General features: G+C 57.2%; 18 protein-coding genes. 5 read left to right on the plus strand and 13 right to left on the minus strand.

Translation table 11 applies throughout. The features are described from left to right. Positions 1-8 precede the first annotated feature (8 nt). Complete coding sequence (locus DXD56_RS06535) at positions 9-227, minus strand: hypothetical protein (protein ID WP_117640635.1); 219 nt, start codon at positions 225-227, stop codon at positions 9-11. A 21-nt stretch (positions 228-248) separates the two neighbouring features. Then, positions 249-3,383 carry a hypothetical protein gene (locus DXD56_RS06540; protein ID WP_117640636.1) on the minus strand — a complete coding sequence of 1,045 codons (3,135 nt, stop codon included), beginning with the start codon at positions 3,381-3,383 and terminating at the stop codon, positions 249-251. Positions 3,384-3,581: 198 nt separating this feature from the next. Here DXD56_RS06540 and DXD56_RS06545 point away from each other — a divergent pair, with 198 nt between their 5' ends. Both DXD56_RS06545 and DXD56_RS06550 read left to right on the plus strand, forming a co-directional pair. Then, positions 3,582-4,604: a YafY family protein gene (locus DXD56_RS06545; protein WP_117640637.1), complete on the plus strand. Its 1,023-nt coding sequence runs from the start codon at positions 3,582-3,584 to the stop codon at positions 4,602-4,604. Beyond that, positions 4,585-5,508, plus strand: a complete 924-nt coding sequence (locus DXD56_RS06550) for a YafY family protein (RefSeq protein ID WP_117640638.1) — start codon at positions 4,585-4,587, stop codon at positions 5,506-5,508. Before DXD56_RS06545 ends, DXD56_RS06550 begins: the two co-directional genes overlap by 20 nt. On the opposite strand, the gene DXD56_RS06555 is transcribed toward DXD56_RS06550, so the two are convergent. Next, a complete protein-coding gene (locus DXD56_RS06555) occupies positions 5,505-8,399 on the minus strand; it encodes a helicase C-terminal domain-containing protein (RefSeq protein WP_117640639.1) in 2,895 nt (964 codons plus the stop codon). The genes DXD56_RS06550 and DXD56_RS06555 overlap by 4 nt on opposite strands. Further along, complete coding sequence (locus DXD56_RS06560; protein ID WP_117640640.1) at positions 8,393-9,358, minus strand: D-alanine--D-alanine ligase; 966 nt, start codon at positions 9,356-9,358, stop codon at positions 8,393-8,395. Before DXD56_RS06560 ends, DXD56_RS06555 begins: the two co-directional genes overlap by 7 nt. A gap of 85 nt (positions 9,359-9,443) precedes the next feature. Between DXD56_RS06560 and rlmN the strand changes: the two genes are divergently transcribed. Continuing rightward, positions 9,444-10,496 carry a 23S rRNA (adenine(2503)-C(2))-methyltransferase RlmN gene (gene rlmN / locus DXD56_RS06565; RefSeq protein ID WP_117640641.1) on the plus strand — a complete coding sequence of 351 codons (1,053 nt, stop codon included), beginning with the start codon at positions 9,444-9,446 and terminating at the stop codon, positions 10,494-10,496. A 218-nt stretch (positions 10,497-10,714) separates the two neighbouring features. On the opposite strand, the gene DXD56_RS06570 is transcribed toward rlmN, so the two are convergent. The 9 genes from DXD56_RS06570 to rpmH all read right to left on the minus strand — a co-directional run bounded on the left by DXD56_RS06570 (position 10,715) and on the right by rpmH (position 15,754). Further along, positions 10,715-10,969 carry a hypothetical protein gene (locus tag DXD56_RS06570; protein WP_022093798.1) on the minus strand — a complete coding sequence of 85 codons (255 nt, stop codon included), beginning with the start codon at positions 10,967-10,969 and terminating at the stop codon, positions 10,715-10,717. Continuing rightward, positions 10,959-11,864: a ParB/RepB/Spo0J family partition protein gene (locus DXD56_RS06575; RefSeq protein ID WP_199411560.1), complete on the minus strand. Its 906-nt coding sequence runs from the start codon at positions 11,862-11,864 to the stop codon at positions 10,959-10,961. Before DXD56_RS06575 ends, DXD56_RS06570 begins: the two co-directional genes overlap by 11 nt. Beyond that, entirely contained in the window at positions 11,857-12,657 is an 801-nt protein-coding gene (locus tag DXD56_RS06580; protein WP_117584022.1) for a ParA family protein, read from the minus strand. Before DXD56_RS06580 ends, DXD56_RS06575 begins: the two co-directional genes overlap by 8 nt. 134 nt (positions 12,658-12,791) lie before the next feature. Next, positions 12,792-13,529: a 16S rRNA (guanine(527)-N(7))-methyltransferase RsmG gene (gene rsmG / locus DXD56_RS06585; RefSeq protein WP_233524954.1), complete on the minus strand. Its 738-nt coding sequence runs from the start codon at positions 13,527-13,529 to the stop codon at positions 12,792-12,794. A 96-nt stretch (positions 13,530-13,625) separates the two neighbouring features. Next, positions 13,626-14,195, minus strand: a complete 570-nt coding sequence (locus DXD56_RS06590; RefSeq protein ID WP_117640643.1) for a R3H domain-containing nucleic acid-binding protein — start codon at positions 14,193-14,195, stop codon at positions 13,626-13,628. A 44-nt stretch (positions 14,196-14,239) separates the two neighbouring features. Next, positions 14,240-15,010, minus strand: a complete 771-nt coding sequence (locus tag DXD56_RS06595; protein ID WP_117640644.1) for a YidC/Oxa1 family membrane protein insertase — start codon at positions 15,008-15,010, stop codon at positions 14,240-14,242. Positions 15,011-15,039: 29 nt separating this feature from the next. Then, positions 15,040-15,264, minus strand: coding sequence for a membrane protein insertion efficiency factor YidD (gene yidD, locus DXD56_RS06600; protein ID WP_022093804.1), 225 nt, complete (start codon positions 15,262-15,264; stop codon positions 15,040-15,042). Further along, the gene (rnpA, locus tag DXD56_RS06605; RefSeq protein WP_082435526.1) at positions 15,261-15,599 is read right to left on the minus strand and encodes a ribonuclease P protein component; all 339 of its coding nucleotides are present in this window, start codon (positions 15,597-15,599) and stop codon (positions 15,261-15,263) included. Before rnpA ends, yidD begins: the two co-directional genes overlap by 4 nt. 20 nt (positions 15,600-15,619) lie before the next feature. Further along, positions 15,620-15,754 (minus strand): 50S ribosomal protein L34, encoded by a 135-nt coding sequence (rpmH, locus tag DXD56_RS06610; protein WP_019127408.1) that lies wholly within the window; start codon positions 15,752-15,754, stop codon positions 15,620-15,622. A 345-nt stretch (positions 15,755-16,099) separates the two neighbouring features. Between rpmH and DXD56_RS06615 the strand changes: the two genes are divergently transcribed. Both DXD56_RS06615 and DXD56_RS06620 read left to right on the plus strand, forming a co-directional pair. Next, a complete protein-coding gene (locus tag DXD56_RS06615; RefSeq protein WP_117640645.1) occupies positions 16,100-17,452 on the plus strand; it encodes an ATP-binding protein in 1,353 nt (450 codons plus the stop codon). 15 nt (positions 17,453-17,467) lie between these two features. After that, the gene (locus tag DXD56_RS06620; RefSeq protein WP_117640646.1) at positions 17,468-19,192 is read left to right on the plus strand and encodes a DnaA ATPase domain-containing protein; all 1,725 of its coding nucleotides are present in this window, start codon (positions 17,468-17,470) and stop codon (positions 19,190-19,192) included. Positions 19,193-19,307: the final 115 nt, after the last annotated feature.

Raw genomic sequence — 19,307 nt, forward strand, 5'->3', positions numbered from 1 at the left:
CGCCGTATCTACTCTGCAGACGAAGATCCACCATCAACGATTGCCTGCTCGGACTCAGGAATCCCATCGGCACCCGTGCTCTGTTCTTGCTCCACCTCTTCGCTGATTGCGGAGGCGGTGGTCGAGCCCTTCGCACCCACGATGTAGGCAGCCCCAAATCCTAACGCAATGGCGATCAAGGTCAAAATCACGTAGACAGGCCAATGGCGCTTAATATACGAAAACACGTTGACTCCTTAGAGCTCCGTCTACGAACGGCGGATAACCTCGGTCACGACCTCGGATACCGTGGCAATGTTCGTCGGGTTGACATTGTGGGGCAGGTCGTCCTCGGTACGAGCGCAAGCCAGGCGCGTGCCGTCCACGCCGGCGATGGTGAGGGCTCGGCGGCTCGCCTCGAGCGCGGCATAGGCATCGGTCTTGGCATAGGGCATCTCGAGCGCGCCACAATCGACATGGAACGACTTGCACACCTTGCTGACCAGGTTCATGATGCGGCGATCTCCCTTGAGCAGCTGCTGTTCGCCCTCAACCGTCACCACCGAAAGCCTACCGGCGCCGACGGATTCAAGATTGATGAAGAATACGCCGCGGAGCTTATCGCGATGCGAAGCCAAGAAGGCCTTCATACCGGCGCCATCACAATCCGAGGCGCCCGTTGTCACAAACCAGATATCGTGACCGAGCAGCTCATCATCGCCCATAGAGGCGACAGCCGAGAGCATATCTTCGGAGGAAGCGCCGTCGGAAGACGTAGCGCCGCCCTTCCAGCCATCGTTATCGTCCTCGAAATTATCCCACGAACCGATGCCGCGACCGGACTTCTTGGCATCGTAATCGTCTTCGACGCCCAGCCAATCACTCATGCTGTCCTGTTCGTTTTTCTTTTTACGACCGAACAGGCCGCCCAGGCCGCGCTTGCGAGACTTAGGTGCCGCAGGGGCGGGAGCCGAAATGGTCTCGATCGGCTGTGCGCCCGACGCAACGGGCATAGGAGGCGCAACGGGTGCCGATGTGGGTTCGGGACCCTGAGCGGTAGCAAAGGGGTCGTTGACCTGTGCGGAGGGATCGGGAAGGTCGAACAGCGACGTGCGAGACGCAACGTTTGTCTGCTTCATCGACGGCAGCGACGGATCGGGGACCGAAGCCAGCGGAGACGAGGAGGGTGCCGACGCCGGATCGGGAACATTCATCTGCGGACGCGGCGATGCTTGGGAGGAAATCTGGGCCATAAGGGAATCGACCGTTTCGTCCTGGGTGGGAGCAACATCGGCAACCGTGGCACCGGAACCACTCGGGGTCGGCATGGTGAAAATCTGCGTGGAGTAAGGCCTCGACTCATCTGTCTCGGGAGCCTCGGAAACCGCAGGCACTTCCTCCTGCTCGACCTCGGTCGAATCACCTTGATCGGCTGCCGCGTATTGCTCTTCGTCACAGCTGACCTCGACGGGCTCGTGCCCGGCGACATCTTGGATTTCGGCAGCATCAATAGGCTCGTCATCGTCTGCCGCGTCGCCCTGCTCATCGGAAACAGGAAGGGGCTCGGCAATCGCGGTGCCTTGCTTTTCAAACGTTATCGTGGAATCGAACCGCGCGGCATCAAACGACATGGTGCTATCGACGTGCTGCTGAGCCTCAAAGGACGTTGTAGCTTCGGCGGCGTCGACAGGCACGGACTGCATAGCCTCGTTCTGCTCGAACTCTTGCGCCGCGCGCTCACGTGCCGCCTCGGCTGCCTGCTGCTGAGCGATAGCCTCCTGCTCGGCAGCCTCGCGTGCGGCAGCGCGCTTCCCCTCGAAATCGTCGACAAATTTCCTGCCCTTTGCAAGCGCACCCTTAAAGAAGTTGGAAGCGCTGGCGCCAATCGAAGAGAACGCGGATGCAATATCGGCATGGGGCGTTGCCGCGGGAATCTCGGCCGAGAAATCAGTATCGCTCTCGTAAGACACGCGCCTCGGCTGTTCAGCGTAATCGTCGTCAGGCTCGTCCGTAACGTCTTGCGCCGGCGCGGCGGGAGCCAAAATGTCCAGTCCTGCCGCGGGATCGATCGCGGACACCGCCTCGGGCTCGGCAACGGCAGCGGCAACCGCGGCAGACTCATCATCCACGGCGACAACGGGCGCAGATGCAGTCACGACGGGGGCAGGCTCGGGCTCAAACGTCGGCTCCTCGCCTTCCTCGTAATCGAGCGTGCAGGACTCGGGAAGCATTCCGAGCGCACGGATGGCATCCGAACCAAAGCGGATGTTGCCGGCGGCATTGCGATAGAGCCTGGGCTCGGGCTCGGCCGCGACAGGCTCCTCCGCCGGCTCGGCAGTGGGAACCTCGTCATTGAACTCTTCGGCCTGGACAGCCTGATTCTGATCCTCGGGCACGATGGCGCCAATCAGCGTCTCGTCGGCAGACGCACCCTCAAAGCCCTCGATCTGCTCGTCGAAAGCCTCGCCCTGTTCGGGCTCGGTCTGAGCGTCGGGAGCAATCGGCTGACCGAACTCGTCCTCGGCGTAGGTAGGCTCTTCATACTCGATGGTGTTGCCGTAGTCGTTTTGCTGTTGGGCCGCGGCATACTCCGCTGCTGCGCGCGCCATCTCCTCGGCACGACGCTTCTGCTCCCCAAAATAGGTATCGAACGGAACATCGTCGGGAAACTCGTTTTCGCCCTGGAAGGGAGCAACGTTGTCCATAACGCCGAGCATAGCGGCGACAGAAGACTTGTTGCACACTGCGCCGGACGTATAGGGAAGCACAAAACGGTTAGAAATGATGTTTGCCGCGTTGGCGAGCGCAACGAGGGAAGCGAGGATCGCGACAATCCACAGCAGAACCTTGAGCGCGCCGGGGAGCGGCAGGATACGCAAGATGGCAACGGCAGCGGGGGCAACCGTGGCAACGGGCAACAGCTTGGCGATGAGCGCACGATACGAAGCATAGGGCTCGCGGGCGAGCAGCTCAGCACGGGGAGAGTCGTAGTGTGCGACAACGACCACCGGGCGGTTGCGCGGAGACGCGAGCGGGCCCGAGGCCTTGTGGTAGGCGATGACATTTTGGCTCACGCCCGTCTTGCCCAGGCGCGAACCCACGGGGTGGCCCGTGCGCTCGAGCACGTAAAGAACGGCGCCGACAATGGCCAGCAAGGTGCCGACCAAGCCGATGCCGCCGCCGATGCCCATCAGCAGGGCGCCGGCAAACGCAAGAATACCGGTAACGGCAAATGCCAACCTGCTGGGCGCCGGGGCATTGAACTCCTGAACCTCGGGATCAAAGCCGTGGTTGCGGAAGATCTGAGCGATATCCTCGGCAGCCAAGCGCTCTTCTTCGCTGCATGCCGGCGTGATGCCGGTGTTCTGCAGCAGGTGGTTAATATAGTTCTGGGTGTTCGCCATGTGCGCTCCACATCCATAATCCGACAAATAGGCCCAATGCATGCACATTAGAACCGTATATAGTCGAAAGTATACCCCGAGCGAGCGCAAACGACCGAATTCGGGCCATCTTAACGCCCCGAGCGGACAAGGATATAGCCTAATCTCCATATCGGACTAAAATCATGGCAGCAAACCATCTTCTCATGCGAGGACTCTATGACGGCAAGCGACGCGACCGCGACAATTAAAAAGGGGAATTCGGAGCCCAGTTTCGATAAAACGGCTCAGCGCATCCTCAATCTTTTCTTTGTGCTCAACAGCTCCCCCGAACCGCTGACGACCGAGCAGATCGTCTTGGATTCTGACCTGGGATATGGCTCGGGCAATATCGACTCGGATAAGCGCAAGTTTCGGCGCGATCGTGACAAACTGCTCGAGCGTGGCATCTTAATCAAGGAGGTTCGCCCCGCCGGTGCGCAGGAGACCGAGGAAAGCTCGTGGACAATCGACCGCGAGCACACGTTTGCTGCGGGCGGCCTCATCACCGCAGACGACGCCGATATCCTGCTCAACGCCATCGACCAGACGTTAGCGGCCGGCTCATCCACCTTTGCCGCGCCGCTTGCCGATATTCGCTCCAAGATTGCCTACCTCACCGGCATGTCGGCGGTGGACGATGCACCGATCCGCCGCTCTCCCACCGTCGATGCGGTATGGAGCGCCTTTGCCGAGCGGTGCGCGCTGCGATTTTTATATCAGAACGGACGCGGCGAGCAGAAAGAACGTACCGTCTGCGTCTACGGCATGTTCGAGCGCGAGGGCGTGGCGTACTTCTGCGGCCTCGACAATGTCACCGACGACATCAGGACATTCCGCTGCGACCGTATCGTTCGCGCCTGGCGTCCTTCGAAGGCCTACGCCATCCCCGCGGACTTCAATCTCAACGACTATCTGTTCTTTGAATTCGATTTTGCCGACCGACCGCCCGTTGCAGCCACGTTCTCGTTCGCCCCTCAGACGCAGATCGATATGATCAACGGCCTCACGCGCGGGCGAGGTGAGCTCGCACACACCGATGCGGGATGGACCTGGACCGTTGACGTGCGTGACCTTGAAGCCGCCGCCTCATTTTGCATGGCCCACGCCACGGACGGCATGAGGCCCATGGCCCCCAAATCGCTCAAGCAGGCGTGGAACCACCTCATTGAAAGGACGGTGCATGAGCATGCCCGTGCGTAAACTCACCAGCGAGCAGAGACTCTCGCGCGCCATCGACATCATGGAGGCCCTCTACGCCGCCGGCGAGAACGGCATGACACGAACCGAGATTTGCAGCCGCTTTGACATCACGGGGGCATCGCTCGACGAGATTCTCGAGATCGTCTCGGCGCTCGCGGACCGAGAATCGGGCGCGCGCATCATCTGCGAATGCCGCGGCGAGCGTGTGGTCCTCACCGGTGACGCCGGGCGTGTGCTACCGCTGCGCCTGAGTGCCGCCGAAGGCGCTGTGCTCAACCATGAACTTGAATCGTTGGGGATCGAGCCCCAGGCGGCGGCTCGGATTCGACATGCTCTTCTGCCCGAAGAGCTCGGCTATAACCAGCGCGTCTTTGACACCGTCAACCACGGGTCGCACTGGCAGCAGCTGAGCTGCGCCATTCAGGACGGCGTTCGCTGCCGCATCTCGTATCGCTCGATGGACGATGCGCGGCCACGCGAGCGTCTGGTCGACCCCTTGCGCATTACGGTAAACGGCGACCAAACATACCTAATTGCCTGGGACATCGCGGTCGATGAGCAGCGCACCTATCGCATGGATAAAATCGAGGGACTCACCTTGACGGAAGACTCCGTCGTGCCTCACGCACCGGACGTCGCATCCCTCCACGATTCCCTTGCCCGGACGCAGCGTAGCGCAAAGCTCCTGATGCCATTCGATATGGCGGAGCATCTGGACTGGGCCGGCATCACCCTCATCGAGCGCGGCGGGGCAGACACGGCAACGGTAACCGTGCATTACGGCTCCGAGCGTTGGCTACTGAGCCAGATAATCGCAGCGGGCGGAGCCATCCGCATCTTGGATGACCCCACCCTGTCAAAGCGTCTGTGCGATATGGCAAAAACCCTCGTCTGTCCGCTTTAGCGCCGCCGCTCGTGACGTGCGCGCCACAGTTGCAGATAGTGCCCGATCTGCGCCGATTCGATGCGCTGGTAGGAGCTCGTGGGCAGCGACGTTAAGAACTTCTTCCCGTAGCCCTTCGTCACCAGGCGCGGGTCGGCCAGAATCAGCACGCCGCAATCGGTCGACGAGCGGATAAGGCGGCCGGCCGCCTGCTTAACCTCGAGCACCGCCTCGGGCAGCGAATAGCGCGCCCAAGCGCGGTCTTCGCGCAGGTTGCGCTCGCACGAGAGCGGGTCCGTGGGGCTCGAGAACGGCAGCTTGGGAATGATGACGCAACGCAGCGTCTCGCCGCTGGCGTCAAACCCCTCCCAGAAGGCCTTAAGCGCAAAAAGCGACGAGGTCGGCTCGTTGATAAACCGGTCGCGCAGGCGACGAGGAGATGAGTTGCGCTGCTGGCAGTTGAGCTCCAGACCCGCACGGGCCATCTTGGGCTCAACGCGGGCGTACAGGTCCTCCATGTCGCGCCGATTGGTGAACAACGTGAGCACCGATCCGCCCATGGCAAGATGGGCGTCGACCAGCACGCGCTCGAGCGCCGTAAGATAGCTCTCACGATCGCGCGGATCGGGGATATCGCCCGCAACGACTACAGCCATGTTCGAATCGAAGTCGTAGCTCGAGTCCAAGTGCAGCGATGAGGATGTTGAAGCACCGATGCGATCGAGGCCGACAGCATGGTTGAAGTGCTCAAAGCTTTTGGACACCGTCATGGTTGCCGAGGCAAAGATAGCCGTGTGAACCTCGGACAGCCACTCGGTTGCCAAGGCCTCGCCAATGTCGATGCGCTCTGCGGTCACTGACTCTCCGCCGGCACGCAACCTGCGATTGACCTGCAGCGAATATACGTAGTGTTCATCGGTGCCATCAATGATGAGTTTGAGGTTCTCGATCAGCTCGTGCAGGCGGCGCGAGATATCACCCAGGTCGACAACAACCTCGGGCTTGTCGGCGGCGACGGCTTGCACCAGCGCCTCGACGCTTTTGTCAGCTTGTTCCAATGCGTCGATGGCTGTGTAGGCCGACTGTAAGAAATCATGCCAGTCGTCAGATTCGCGCAACTCGGGGCCAATCCATAGATTGGCATTGTCATAACCCCCACGGGCACGGCGGCCGAGCTCGCGAACGCCATCGAACACGTCGGCGATTGCCATGCTCGCGCGCGCAACCGTCGACGTCGCCTTGGCAGTAAGGCCCAAATAGAGCGTAGAGCCCTCGGAGGTTGCCAAATCACGGGAAACCTGGCTTAGCGCGCCGGTGCTCGAGCCACCCAGGCGCTCAAACAGAACGCGTGATTCGTCCGCCGACACCACGCGCGCCCACTGGCGGCGCGCCTCGCGCTCGATGGAATGGGCCTCGTCGATTACCCAATGACGAATCGGGGGTAAAATCCTGCCCTCAGCCGCGACATTGCGGAACAGCAGGGAATGGTTGGTGACCACCACATCGGCATGCGCCGCACGACGGCGAGCACCGTGGACCAAACATTTATCAGGGAAAAACGGGCAGAGGCGACGGGCACACTCGCGCGAGGCCGTCGTAAAGTCGGGGCGGTTGACGCTGCGCCACCGAATGCCGAGCGAGTCGAGGTCGCCATCGGCTGATTGGCAGACGTACGCCATAATGACCGCGACCGCCGTGAGCGTGTCCGCCGGATCGCGCTTGGTGGTAATCTCGACCTGGCCTCGGCTCATGCGCTCGAGCTTGCGCAGGCACGGATAGTGGTCATACCCCTTGAGAGCGCAAAATGACAGACCACCGTCCAGTTGCTCGGCAAGTTTTGGCAGCTCATGGTACATGAGCTGGTCGGCAAGATTGTTCGATTTGGTCGCAATACCAACCGTGATGTTGTTACGGCGTGCTGCCTCGGCAAAAGGCACCAGATAGGCCATCGATTTGCCAACGCCCGTGCCCGCCTCAATTACACGATGAGTGCCCGTGACTAGCGCATCGCGGACCTCGAGCGCCATCGCGATCTGCTCATCACGCGGCTCGTAGGTGGGATACATGCGATTGACCAGGCCACCTGGCGCATAGTCTGCCTCAATCTCCTCACGACTCGGCATCTTGAGGACCGGCAGTTCGTCGGCGTCCACCCGATCGTCGGCGCGATCGGCCTTGAGGACGTCAGCACGAGCGGCGCTGAGAGAGAAGATAGAACCAGGGTTCTGCCCCGCCAAGAACGAGAAGATAGGACGATAGGACCAAGGCACATCCGGGTGCATGTCGGCTAGGCGCGCCATGAGGCCCTGGGGCAAGTCGGTGAGCGCCACGAGCAACACGCGCCATACGCCACACAGGGCGTCGACGTCGGCATTGGCACGGTGTGATACCGAGTCACAGCCAAACAGATCGGCCATAAAAGACAGCTTGTGCGAGGCCAGGCGCGGTAGCGCGATGCGCGACAGCGCCAGCGAATCGATCCAAATATCGCTCACGTTGACGCCGCCTTTGACCGACTCGATAAACGAGCGGTCGAACGTGGCGTTATGTGCGATCACCGGGCAACCACCGACAAAATCGGCGAGAGCGGCGACGGCCTCAACGGCCGACGGGGCATCTGCCACATCGGCATTTGTAATGCTCGTGAGCTCGGTAATCTCGGCGGGAATCAGCTGCTTGGGATGCACGAAGGTATCGAAGCGGTCGATGATCTCGCGGCCCGAAAGACGGGCCGCGGAAATCTCAATCAACTCGTTGTCCTGTACCGAAAGACCCGTGGTCTCGGTATCGAGGACGATAACGTCCTCTTCGATGAGGCCAAACGATTGTGTCTTTGCACGTTCGGCGAGCGTGGCATAAGAATCGTTGACAAACTGTGGCGTTCCAGGAGATACAGCGTCCTCGATTAGCATGCAACGCCCGCTCGACGAAGTCCCATACGGATCAGGCTGTCACAGACCTGCGGGAACGTCATGTCGTCGGTGTGGCGGATCTCATCCGGATACAGCGACGTATCGGTCATGCCGGGAATGGTATTGGTCTCGAGGATAACGGGGCCGTCTTCGCTCACGATAAAATCGCTGCGCGAGATACCCAGGCAACCGAGCGCCTTGTGAGCGGCACAGGCAAGCTCCTGGGCACGAGCGTAGTTCTCGGGTGAAATCTGCGCCGGAATGCGATGGATGTCCGTAGGGTCGACATATTTCACGTCCAGATCGTAGAACTCGCAGTCCTCGGGCTTACGGATCTCGACAATCGGCAGGGCGCGCACGTCATCCTCGCCGTATACGCCGACGGTGATCTCGGTACCCTCGATGCACTTCTCGACCAGCACTTTGTCGCCGTACTCAAACGCCTTGGCGATTGCCGCGGGTAGCTCGGAGGGCTCATGGACCAGGGAAATGCCATAGCTGGAACCGTTGACGGCCGGCTTCACAAAGCAGCGCTCGCCACAAACCTCGACGATATGATCGATATCGACTTCATCGCCCACCTCGAGCGCGATGCCGGGGGCAATGGGAATGCCCGCCTTGGCGTACAGGAGCTTAGAGACCTCCTTGTCGGCACCGCAGGCGCTGGCAAGCACGCCCGAGGCCGTGTAGGGGATACCCAGGGTCTCCATGGCGCCCTGCATGGCGCCATCCTCACCGCCGGCGCCGTGCATGGCGATAAATGCCACGTCGAAACCGCCGGTCGCCATGGTTACCATAAAGTCATCGGCAGCCGTGTCGAGCAGCTCCACCGAGGTGTAGCCGGCTTCCTTCAGTGCCACCACGACGTTCTTTCCCGAATTGAGCGAGATCTCGCGCTCAGCGGAATGACCGCCCGCCAAGACCGCTACGTGCATGTTCTCTAGGCTTTTACCCGGCATGGGCAGACTCCTCCTCTATAATTTCTGCAGCTGATACCATATTGTAGCGATACCCTCTACGTTTCCCCAAAATCGAAAGGCTTCCATGAATCCCAGGACTAAATCTCAGGACATTCGCGACTTGAGCCAAAACGATATTCGCGAGCTCGTGGCTGAGCTTGGCCAGCCCGCCTTCCGCGCAAAGCAGCTCATCGAATGGGTCTTTGAGAAGAACGTTTGTTCGTTTGACGACATGACCAACCTTCCCAAGGCTTTCCGCGGGCAGCTTAAAGAGGCTTTTGCCTTTGACACGCCGACTGAACTCACCAAGCAGGTTTCCAAAGATGGCTCTCGCAAGTACCTGCTCGAGTACCACGACGGCATTTCCGTCGAGACCGTCGGTATGCCCCGTCGCAACAAGCTTTCCGTCTGCGTTTCCACCCAGGCAGGCTGTGGCATGGGCTGCGCCTTTTGCGCTACCGGTCTCAACGGCCTTAAGCGTTCTCTGACCGCTCAAGAGATCGTCGACCAGGTACTTCATGTATCCAACGACTTTGGCGAGCGCACCACGAGCGTTGTCTTCATGGGCCAGGGCGAGCCGTTTGCCAACTACGACGAGGTTCTCAAGGCGCTGCGAATCCTCAACGACCCCGACGGCATCGGTATCGGCGCTCGTCACCTCACCGTCTCTACCAGCGGCGTTATTCCCGGTATTCGCAAATTTGCCGACATCCCCGAGCAATTCACGCTTGCCGTTTCCCTGCATTCCGCCATCCAGTCGACGCGCAATAAGCTCATGCCCGGTGTTAAGAAGTACACGCTGCTTCGCCTTCACGAAGCGCTTCAGCTCTACACCGAGAAGACTGGCCGCCGCCCGACCTATGAGTATGCCATGATCGAAGGCGTCAACGATACGAATCCCGAGATGCAGGCGCTCTGCGACTTCTGCGAGGGAACGCTGTGCCACGTTAACCTCATTCAGCTTAACGACATCGAGGGCAGCCCGCTCAAGCCGTCGCCGATTCATAAGGTTGAGGATCTTCAGCGTCGTCTTGAGTCCCGTGGCATCGAGACCACGATCCGTAACTCCCGTGGTAACGATATTGACGCCGCTTGCGGACAGCTGAAGCAGCGCTTCAAAGTTCAGAAGAACGCATAGGGGAGTCGCACCCCAAATCGTTTCATGTGAAACATGAACGACCCCGGTTGCAGAATATGCAAGCGGGGTCGTTTCATTTATTGACCTTAATTTTGAATCAGCTGCTACGATTATGAATCAGCTGCCACTGGTCTCAATTATTACGGCCATAATAAGGGGTCCTTGTCTCGTGAATCAGACAAGGACCCCTCAAAATTTACTGAGTAATTGTTAGGTACCTAATAGCCCACATTTTCCCATTGGTTGCTAACCCAACCTTGATTAATCTTGGGATTCTTCGTTACCTGAGCAGTTCGCATGGCAACATCTTCTGTCATAACATCCATTTTCTTCTTGGACGTATCGACGATATCTTGCGCACCACGAAGCAAACGACCTCGGAGCTCATCGTCTGTCGCGATTTTATAGCCAGCAAAGGCACCAGCCGCGACAGTCGTCGCCAATGCAATCGCAGTTAAAATCTTATTCCTCATCTTGGTCTCCTTGATCAAACTGAATCATTTCACCAAGAATACGAGAGAGTTCTTCCTCGTCTTTAAACTCAATCTCAATCTTATTCTTTCCACGTGAGCTCTTCACACGTACGTTGGTATTAAATACTTGACGAAGTACACGGGCAGCCTTTTTAAAAGACTGAGGCGTTGCAGGCCTCGACGTTTTAGGCGTCTCTCCGGCAGAAAACAACGGAGCAAGATTTTCTGTCGCTCTTACGGAAAGACCCTGTGCAACAACCTTCTCAGCAAGTCGAATTCGAGCGTCCTCATAGGGAACAGCAAGAATCGCACGTGCATGACCAGCAGTAAGTTTACCCTCAAAAATCATCTGCTGAACAACTTCGGGGAGATCGAGAAGGCGCAGCGAGTTTGTAATTGCAGAGCGTGACTTGCTTACAGCCTTCGACAATGCCTCTTGGGTCATACCACTGGCATCAATGAGCTGGCGATACCCCTTGGCTTCTTCAACGGGATTCAGATCAGAACGCTGAAGGTTTTCGATAAGTGCAAGGGCCAGCATCTCTTCATCATTAACATCTTTAATGATGACAGGCAGTTCCTCAAGACCAGCAAGCTTTGACGCTTGGTAACGACGTTCACCAGCAATGATCTCATAGCCGTTTCCGTGCTTGCGAACCAAAAGCGGCTGCAAAACACCATGCTCTTGGATTGACTCACTCAACTCGCGAAGTTCAGTTTCGTTAAAGTGAATTCGCGGCTGATTAGGGTTGGGAACGATATCCTCAATAGGGAGTTTTGTTTCAAATGCGGCATTTGAAGCAGATGCAGCCGAACCACCGGTCTCATATTCGGCCTCTGAGACCAAAGCATTGAGACCACGTCCTAATCCGCCACGTTTCTTTGCACTAGGCACGCTTGATCACCTCTTTTGCAAGGTTCATATACGCTTTTGCACCCTTATTTTGAGGTGCATAGGTAATTACCGGTTCTCCAAAAGACGGAGCTTCGGAGATTTTAACTGTACGGGGAATCAACGTCTTAAACGCCTTATCACCAAAGTACGATTGAACCTCCTCAACAACCTGATTCGACAGAGAAGTACGCGAGTCATACATGGTCATAAGCACGCCATAGGTGTCTAAGCCCTTGTTCAGACGTGATTTGACCATCTTCATTGACTCAAGCAGCTTCGTAACACCCTCGAGTGCATAATACTCGCACTGGATCGGAATCAAAACACTGTCTGCTGCAGTCAAGGCGTTGATTGTAAGCAAGCCGAGCGAAGGAGGACAGTCAATGAAAATAAAATCGAACTCGTCCTGAATTGGCTCAAGCAAATCTTTGAGGCGGGTTTCACGAGCAATTGCGCTTACGAGCTCAATTTCCGCGCCTGCAAGCTGAATGGTAGCCGGAATTACGAATACCTTTTTGCAATTTGTATCAAGAACAAGTGATTCTGCCGGCACATCATTCAACAATGCATCATAGATGCAGCGATCAAGGTCTTCTTTTTCAATTCCGAATCCACTGGTGCTGTTTCCCTGCGGATCAAAATCGACAATCAGTGTCTTACGACCCTGCTCACCCAGTGCTGCTGCAAGGTTTACAGCCGTCGTCGACTTACCGACACCGCCTTTTTGATTGATGATTGCAATGATACGCGTGTCTTTTGCGCTCTTAGAACGCTTAACGTCACGAAATCCCACGGTCCCTCCTGGTGTGTATTAAAGCTGTCAAACGGAGGATGTTTCACGTGAAACATTCCGATTCGATATCAACCGCCATGTTTCACGTGAAACACTGCAAGTTGTTAGTATCCATTATGTTTCACGTGAAACATCTAGGCAAGCGGATTCTTCTTTGCCATGCCATTTGCACGAGGCAATGAGACAGATGCTGGATGGCTCTTCTTAAGAACAATGAACTCCCTGTGGCCCAAGCCCTCAGGCAAATCGATTGCGTCATTCAGAAGCAAAGTAAAGCCGCAAATCTTAGCTGCTGACATGCCGGAAGCAAGCTCCTCATCCGAAGGATTGCCCTTGGTGATAACAAATAGCCCTCCATCTTTGAGGAACGGAGCCGCATACTCAACAAGAATCGGTAGAGGGGCCAGTGCGCGGGCGGTTACGACAGAGAACTGCTTCTTATGGTTTCGAGCATATTCTTCAAGACGATCATGGACCGCATGAGCATGTTTCAATCCAAGAGCATGGACAAAGGAATTGACAGCATCAACCTTCTTGCCAACAGAGTCAATATAAGTTGCTTTACGATGCGTGGCTATGGTTAACGGAATACCAGGGAAGCCCGCACCTGTACCCATATCGAGCAAAGCTCCCTCAGGAGCCTTATTGATATAGGGGAGTAAAACAAGTGAGTCGAGGATATGAAGTACTGCAGCATCTTCTACGTTGAGAATGCGGGTGAGATTGGTTGTCTTATTTGTTTCCAAAACCAAATCCAAATGCTTGATACATTTCCTCAGCTCAACATCAGTTACGCTCGAGGAATACTCTTTGCAATAGGAAGTTAGGCGACTCAACATCTCGTCAGCTTGCTGCTCAGTAAGTACTAACAACGAAAGCTCCTTTCTGACAAAAATCAGTGTATCGAGAACTTTTGACAAAAAAAGGGGACGTGGAAACCACGTCCCCTTAGCATAAGCTCGAGTAGATTATCGAGCAACAATCACCACATGGCGATCGGGGTCAGAACCCTCAGAATGAGTATCGACGGCATCATTGCCACGAAGTGCAATGTGAACCAGTCGGCGCTCGTAGGCATTCATGGGCGGAAGCGAAACACTCTTATGAGTGCGGATGGCACGCTCGGCAGCAGACTGAGCCATGGAGGCAACCTTGTCCTGTCGGCGGCTCTTGTATCCCTCGACGTCCACTACAACCGGATACCTAAAGCCAAGCTTGCGGCTCACCAGCAAAGAGAACATAACCTGAAGGGCATCAAGGGTACGACCATGACGGCCAATGAGAACAGCAAGATCAGGAGCGGTAACATCCAAAATCAGCTCACCCTCGTCACCCTCGTACTCATCAATAGGAGAGTTGGCGGCATCGAAGTGCGAAAGGATGGAACGCAGAATGGAAATCGCAACATCGGCGATGGTGTCGAGCTCCTCATCGGTCAGCTCTTCACCGGCCTTGTAGCGCTGTGCAATCTCGGGATAATCGCCCGCAATCTGCGGGGCAACCTCCTCAAGCATATCCTCGATGATCTCATCAGACATAACGTACTCCAAAAGTTAGGTACCTAAATAAGATTGATATCCCGCTACTTCTTCTTGTGCGGGCGCGGCTTCTTCTCGCGACGAGTGACCTCAACCTGCAGCGGCGCGTTCTTAAGGCGCTCCTCCTCATCGGCCTTCGCCTTGTCGATGACCTTCTGCGTCACAAAAATCTGCTGGATAACCTGCCAAGCAGACGAGACGTCGTAGTACAGCAGAACACCAACGGGGAGGCTCCAGCCCATCCAAAGCATCATGACCGTCATGACAACGGCCATCATACGCATGCTCTGAGCATTCTGGCCGGTCTGGTTGCGCGACATATAGAGCTGCGGAATCAGGGTCAGGACAGCGAACAGGATCAGGCAGACCAGCGCAGGCAGCGCGACCATAAAGCCATCGGCAAAGGAGGCACTCGGCGTGGTGGTCAGGTCGGGCAGAATATTAAAGAACGAGAACGTGCCGTCGTTAAAGTAGTCCGGCAGGTTACGCAGCAGCGTAAATAGGGCGAACAGGACAGGCATCTGAATCAACAGCGGCAGACAACCAGCCATCGGGTTGAACTTGTTCTCGCTGTAGAACTTCTGCATTTCCTCGGCCTGACGCTGGGGATCGTCGGCATAGCGCTCCTGGATCTCGAGCATCTTGGGCTGCAGCACCTGCATGCGTGCCGTCGACTTAGTCGACTTGAGCATAAGCGGCGTCAGCAGCAGACGGATGATGACCACCAGGATGATGATGGACAGGCCCCAGTCGACCGCAAAGGTCTGGATGAGCTTGAGCAGCTCGAAAAGGATGTTAACGATCCAATCCCACATGTAAGTTTTCCTCCGATAGCGAGTGCCCGCTAGGGCACAGGGTCATAACCGCCGACGTGCAGGGGATTGCAGCGAGCGATGCGCCTCACGGCAAGCCAGCAGCCTCTCAAAACACCGTACTTCTCAATCGCCTGGACGGCGTATTGCGAGCACGTTGGGTAATAAATGCAGGCGTCAGGCAATAAGGGCGAAATAACCTGTTGATATATGCGAATAGGAGCGATGGCAACACGTCGCAAAACGTGATTGCTCATCGCTCCTCCCCGGCAACGCCGGCGCGTTTCATAAGCGAACGCAATGCATTGTCCATCTCCTGAGGCGAAGAAACCCTCGTCTTGGGAGTTGCGAACAAGATGATGTCATAACCCGCAACGGGAAATCCACAGCTGCGGGCGGCCTCGCGCATCACACGCTTAGAACGGTTGCGCACGACAGCACAACCGAGCCGTTTAGCACCAACGAAGGCGACCCTTCCGGAGTCGCCTTCGCCAACCGATTCACATATGGTCATTCGAATCAGAGGGTGATTGAAACGACGCCCCTGACTGAACACATGCTCGAAATCTTGCCGAGACTTAATAGTCTTCATGCGAGATGTGTGTATCGCTGCTAGACAGTGAGACGCTTGCGGCCCTTGGCGCGACGACGGGCGAGCACGGCACGACCACCCTTAGTGGCCATACGGGCACGGAAGCCATGGGTCTTGGCACGCTTACGCTTATTAGGCTGATACGTACGCTTCATCTTAAGTTCCTCCTGCTGCATTTCGAGTGTCCGCGGGGGCGCGGACGCAGATATAGACACGTGAGCTTGAAGATTGTAGGGAAATCAATGTTCAAATGTCAAGAAATCAAAGGTAAAAGGTTGCGCAGTTCACACGGTTCCCCCATAAGCCGAGCTCGATTTAGCGGTGCATGGCAACTTTTCACGATATTTCATCGAGTTTTCAACAGGTCATGTTGGCAATGTTGAGAACTTTTCGTCCGTTTTCCAAAGTTTTCAACAGGTTTTGAAAAGTTGTCGAAAGATGAGAAACATTGCACGGTGAGCTACTATTTGTTCGAAACCTTTTGAAAGATTGCGAGCGGCATGTCTGACGACTTTTACACCATGGTCGATTCCGGAGACCCGGCACCCGACAACGAGCACATCACCGGCGTGCGCGAAGAGCGTGAGGAAGGCGAGCAGACGACCACGCAGGCGCCAAAAGCCATGTACGCCGCGCGGATCGCCGTCTATGACGATATGCTGTCGACACCGCGTGTGATCGTCATTGATCCGCAAGATGTCCGCACGTATTTGGAAGAGACGACCAACACCGTCTACCAGTGCATGAAAGAACAAGGTGGCCATATCTCGCTCATGGTCATCCGCGAGATTGTCGAAAACTTTATCCACGCGCACTTTGCCGAGCCCATCATCTCGATTCTGGACGGCGGAGACACCATCCGCTTCGCTGATCAAGGACCCGGCATCGACGACAAGGAGCGTGCTTTCGACTTTGGCGTTACCAGCGCAAACAGCAAGATGAAGCGCTACATCCGTGGAACCGGAGCAGGGTTTCCCATGGTGCAGGAGTATTTGGAAAACGCCGGCGGGGCCGTGTCCATCGAGGACAACATGGGCAACGGCACCGTGGTTACGGTAAGCCTGGACCCTAAACGCGTGCAGGAAATAGAGCGTGCCGGCGGACGCGGTGCTGCCGTGCGGCCCGAGACGGAGCAGCCCACATATCCCCTGCCGGGAGCTTTTGCGCAGCAGCCCATGGCAACGCAACAGATGCAGCCCCCCGTGGGACAGATGCAGCAGCCCGGAATGCTTCCTACACAAGAGCCCCAGGCGGCATCGATGTCGATGCCGCCAAACGCGCCAGAGGCCATGCCGCTGGCGGATCAGGATGCAGCAGCAATGCAGCAGGCGACGGGGGCACCGGGTGGCCAGCAAATGGGCTATCAGCCGTACCAACAGGGATATCCATATCAGCAGATGCCGCCACTGGGGTATGGCCAGCAGTTCCCGCAGCAGTACCAGCAGGGATATCAGCAGCCGTACCAGCAGATGCCGCAGCAGCAGTACAACCCCTGGGCCCAGCAGACGACTCCGCAGCCTTACCAACAGTGGCCTCAAAGTTTTCAACAGCAAATGCCGCCGATGCAGAGTTCTCAACAACCAGCAGCTCAAATGATGTATCCTAATGCAGCAAATCAGTATGCGCAGCCACAGCCGGACGTGTTCGTAAGCGATCGCGGCAACGCCGCGCTGGGCTATCTGGCGCAAAATCAAGCGTGCGGTGCAACCGATCTGGCGAGGGCGTTTGGAAACTCGGCCCCTACTTGGTCACGCACGCTCAATGACTTGGCGCAGGCCGGCTTGGTCATCAAGCATGGCCAGAAATACCATCTGACCGAACTCGGCGCCGCTCGCGTGCGAGCTCAGAGCTAAAGAACGGGAGAGACAGTGGACGAGGAAGCAAGCATCATCCTGGGGGATGCCATCGCCTTTTGCCAGCGCGACGGCCAAGATGCACGCCTCATCAACATGCTGGGGCAATCGCGCGCCATAAGCCTGACCGAAGATACGCTCACGATCGAGGCCCCCTCGCGCTTTGCCATCGCGCAGCTCAAAAAGCATCAGCCGACCATTGAGGCCTATCTGGAAGAAATCGCCTTTGCACCGATCGCGCTCGACATCGTGGCACCGCAAGGCGCAACGGCCGAATCTGCTGCCGCGACGGCGCCCGCCACGGCTCCCGCTGCTTCCCCGGCGGTGCCGGCCTCCGCAGGCGACGTGCCGACAATCGAGCACCAGCACGGCGATGTTTCCCGTGAAACCATGGCACCGTTGCCGACCGCGGCGGCGACGTCAACGAACGCACCCGTCACGCACATGCCTATCGCTCACGACGCAGCGGCGGGCGCGGATTCGGGCATTGCAATCAAGAACACGCTCTCGGCCGATGATTTTCGTCGCATGATGAACCAGATGAAGGGCGGAGCGCCGACTAAGTCCACGCAAGCTGCGACCCCCGCTTCACCCATGCCAGCACCGACCGTACCGGCCGAGCAGAATGCGGATGGAGCCCCGCTCGCCGCGAACTCAAAATTTACCTTTGAGAACTTTGTCTACGGCCCCGAGAACAGCCATGCCTATCGCTCGGCACTCAAGTTTGCCGCCCTCGCGGACGAGCGCGGCACGTGCACATCACTGTTCATCTACGGCAAATCGGGCCTGGGCAAGACGCACCTGCTGCTTGCCATCAAAAACGAGCTCGCCGAGAAGTCGCCCGAGATCAAGGTCAAGTATGCCAACTCCCAGGCATATCTGGACGACCTGATGACCGAGTTCGACCGCCAAAAGAAGAGCAACGCCCCTATCATGCAAGCATACCACGGCGTGGACGTGCTCATCATCGATGACATCCAAAACATCATCGGCAAGCGCGCGAGCGTGGACTACTTTTTCCAGCTCATGGACGAGTTCATCCGCAACAACAAGAAGGTCGTCATCGCGGCAGACCGCGCCCCCAAGGACCTGAGCATGGACGAGCGTCTGACCAGCCGCTTCAACGCCGGCATGCTCTGCTTGGTCGCAGAGCCCAGCTACGAGATGAAATACAAGATCTTGCAGCGCTATTACGAGAACACCATCGTCGCCGCTCCCGAGGCAGGCGACGACTCGCTGCTGGCGGCCTATGGGGGCGACGGCGGGCACCTGACCGACGAGCACTTTAAACACATGGCCGAGGTCTCGGGCACCAACATCCGCGAGCTCGAGAGCTTTTGCGAGCGTTGCGCCGGCGAGGCGGGCGACCGCGAGCGCGAGGGCGGGGAGCTCACCTTTGACGATATCGACGCCATCGCCAGCCAGTACTTCGACACATCGGCCAAAAAGATCAACGTCCAGACGGTTCAGTCCGTCATCGAAGAGCAGTACGGCGTGACGCACGAGGAGCTCATCGGCCCGCGTCGCAACGCCAATATCGCCAAGGCACGCCATATCGCTATCTACCTGGCCATCGAAATGTGCGAGATGACGACCACGGCGGTGGGCGCCGAATTTGGCAACCGCAACCACTCGACCGTCAGCACGAGTTACAAAAAGGTCCAGAAGATGATCCAGGAAGACCGCACCGTCACCGAAGATCTCAAGTCGCTGCGCGATAAAATTACACTGCGCTCGTAGGGAAATAGAGACACCTGTTGAAAACTTGTCGAAACCACGGGCATAAGGTGTTTAAAACCCAACCCGCGGTGATGAAAAGTTTTGCGCAGGTTTTGAACGTGGAAAACCACCCCCG

It is taken from the genome of Collinsella sp. TM06-3 (assembly GCF_003436395.1).
GTDB lineage: Bacteria > Actinomycetota > Coriobacteriia > Coriobacteriales > Coriobacteriaceae > Collinsella.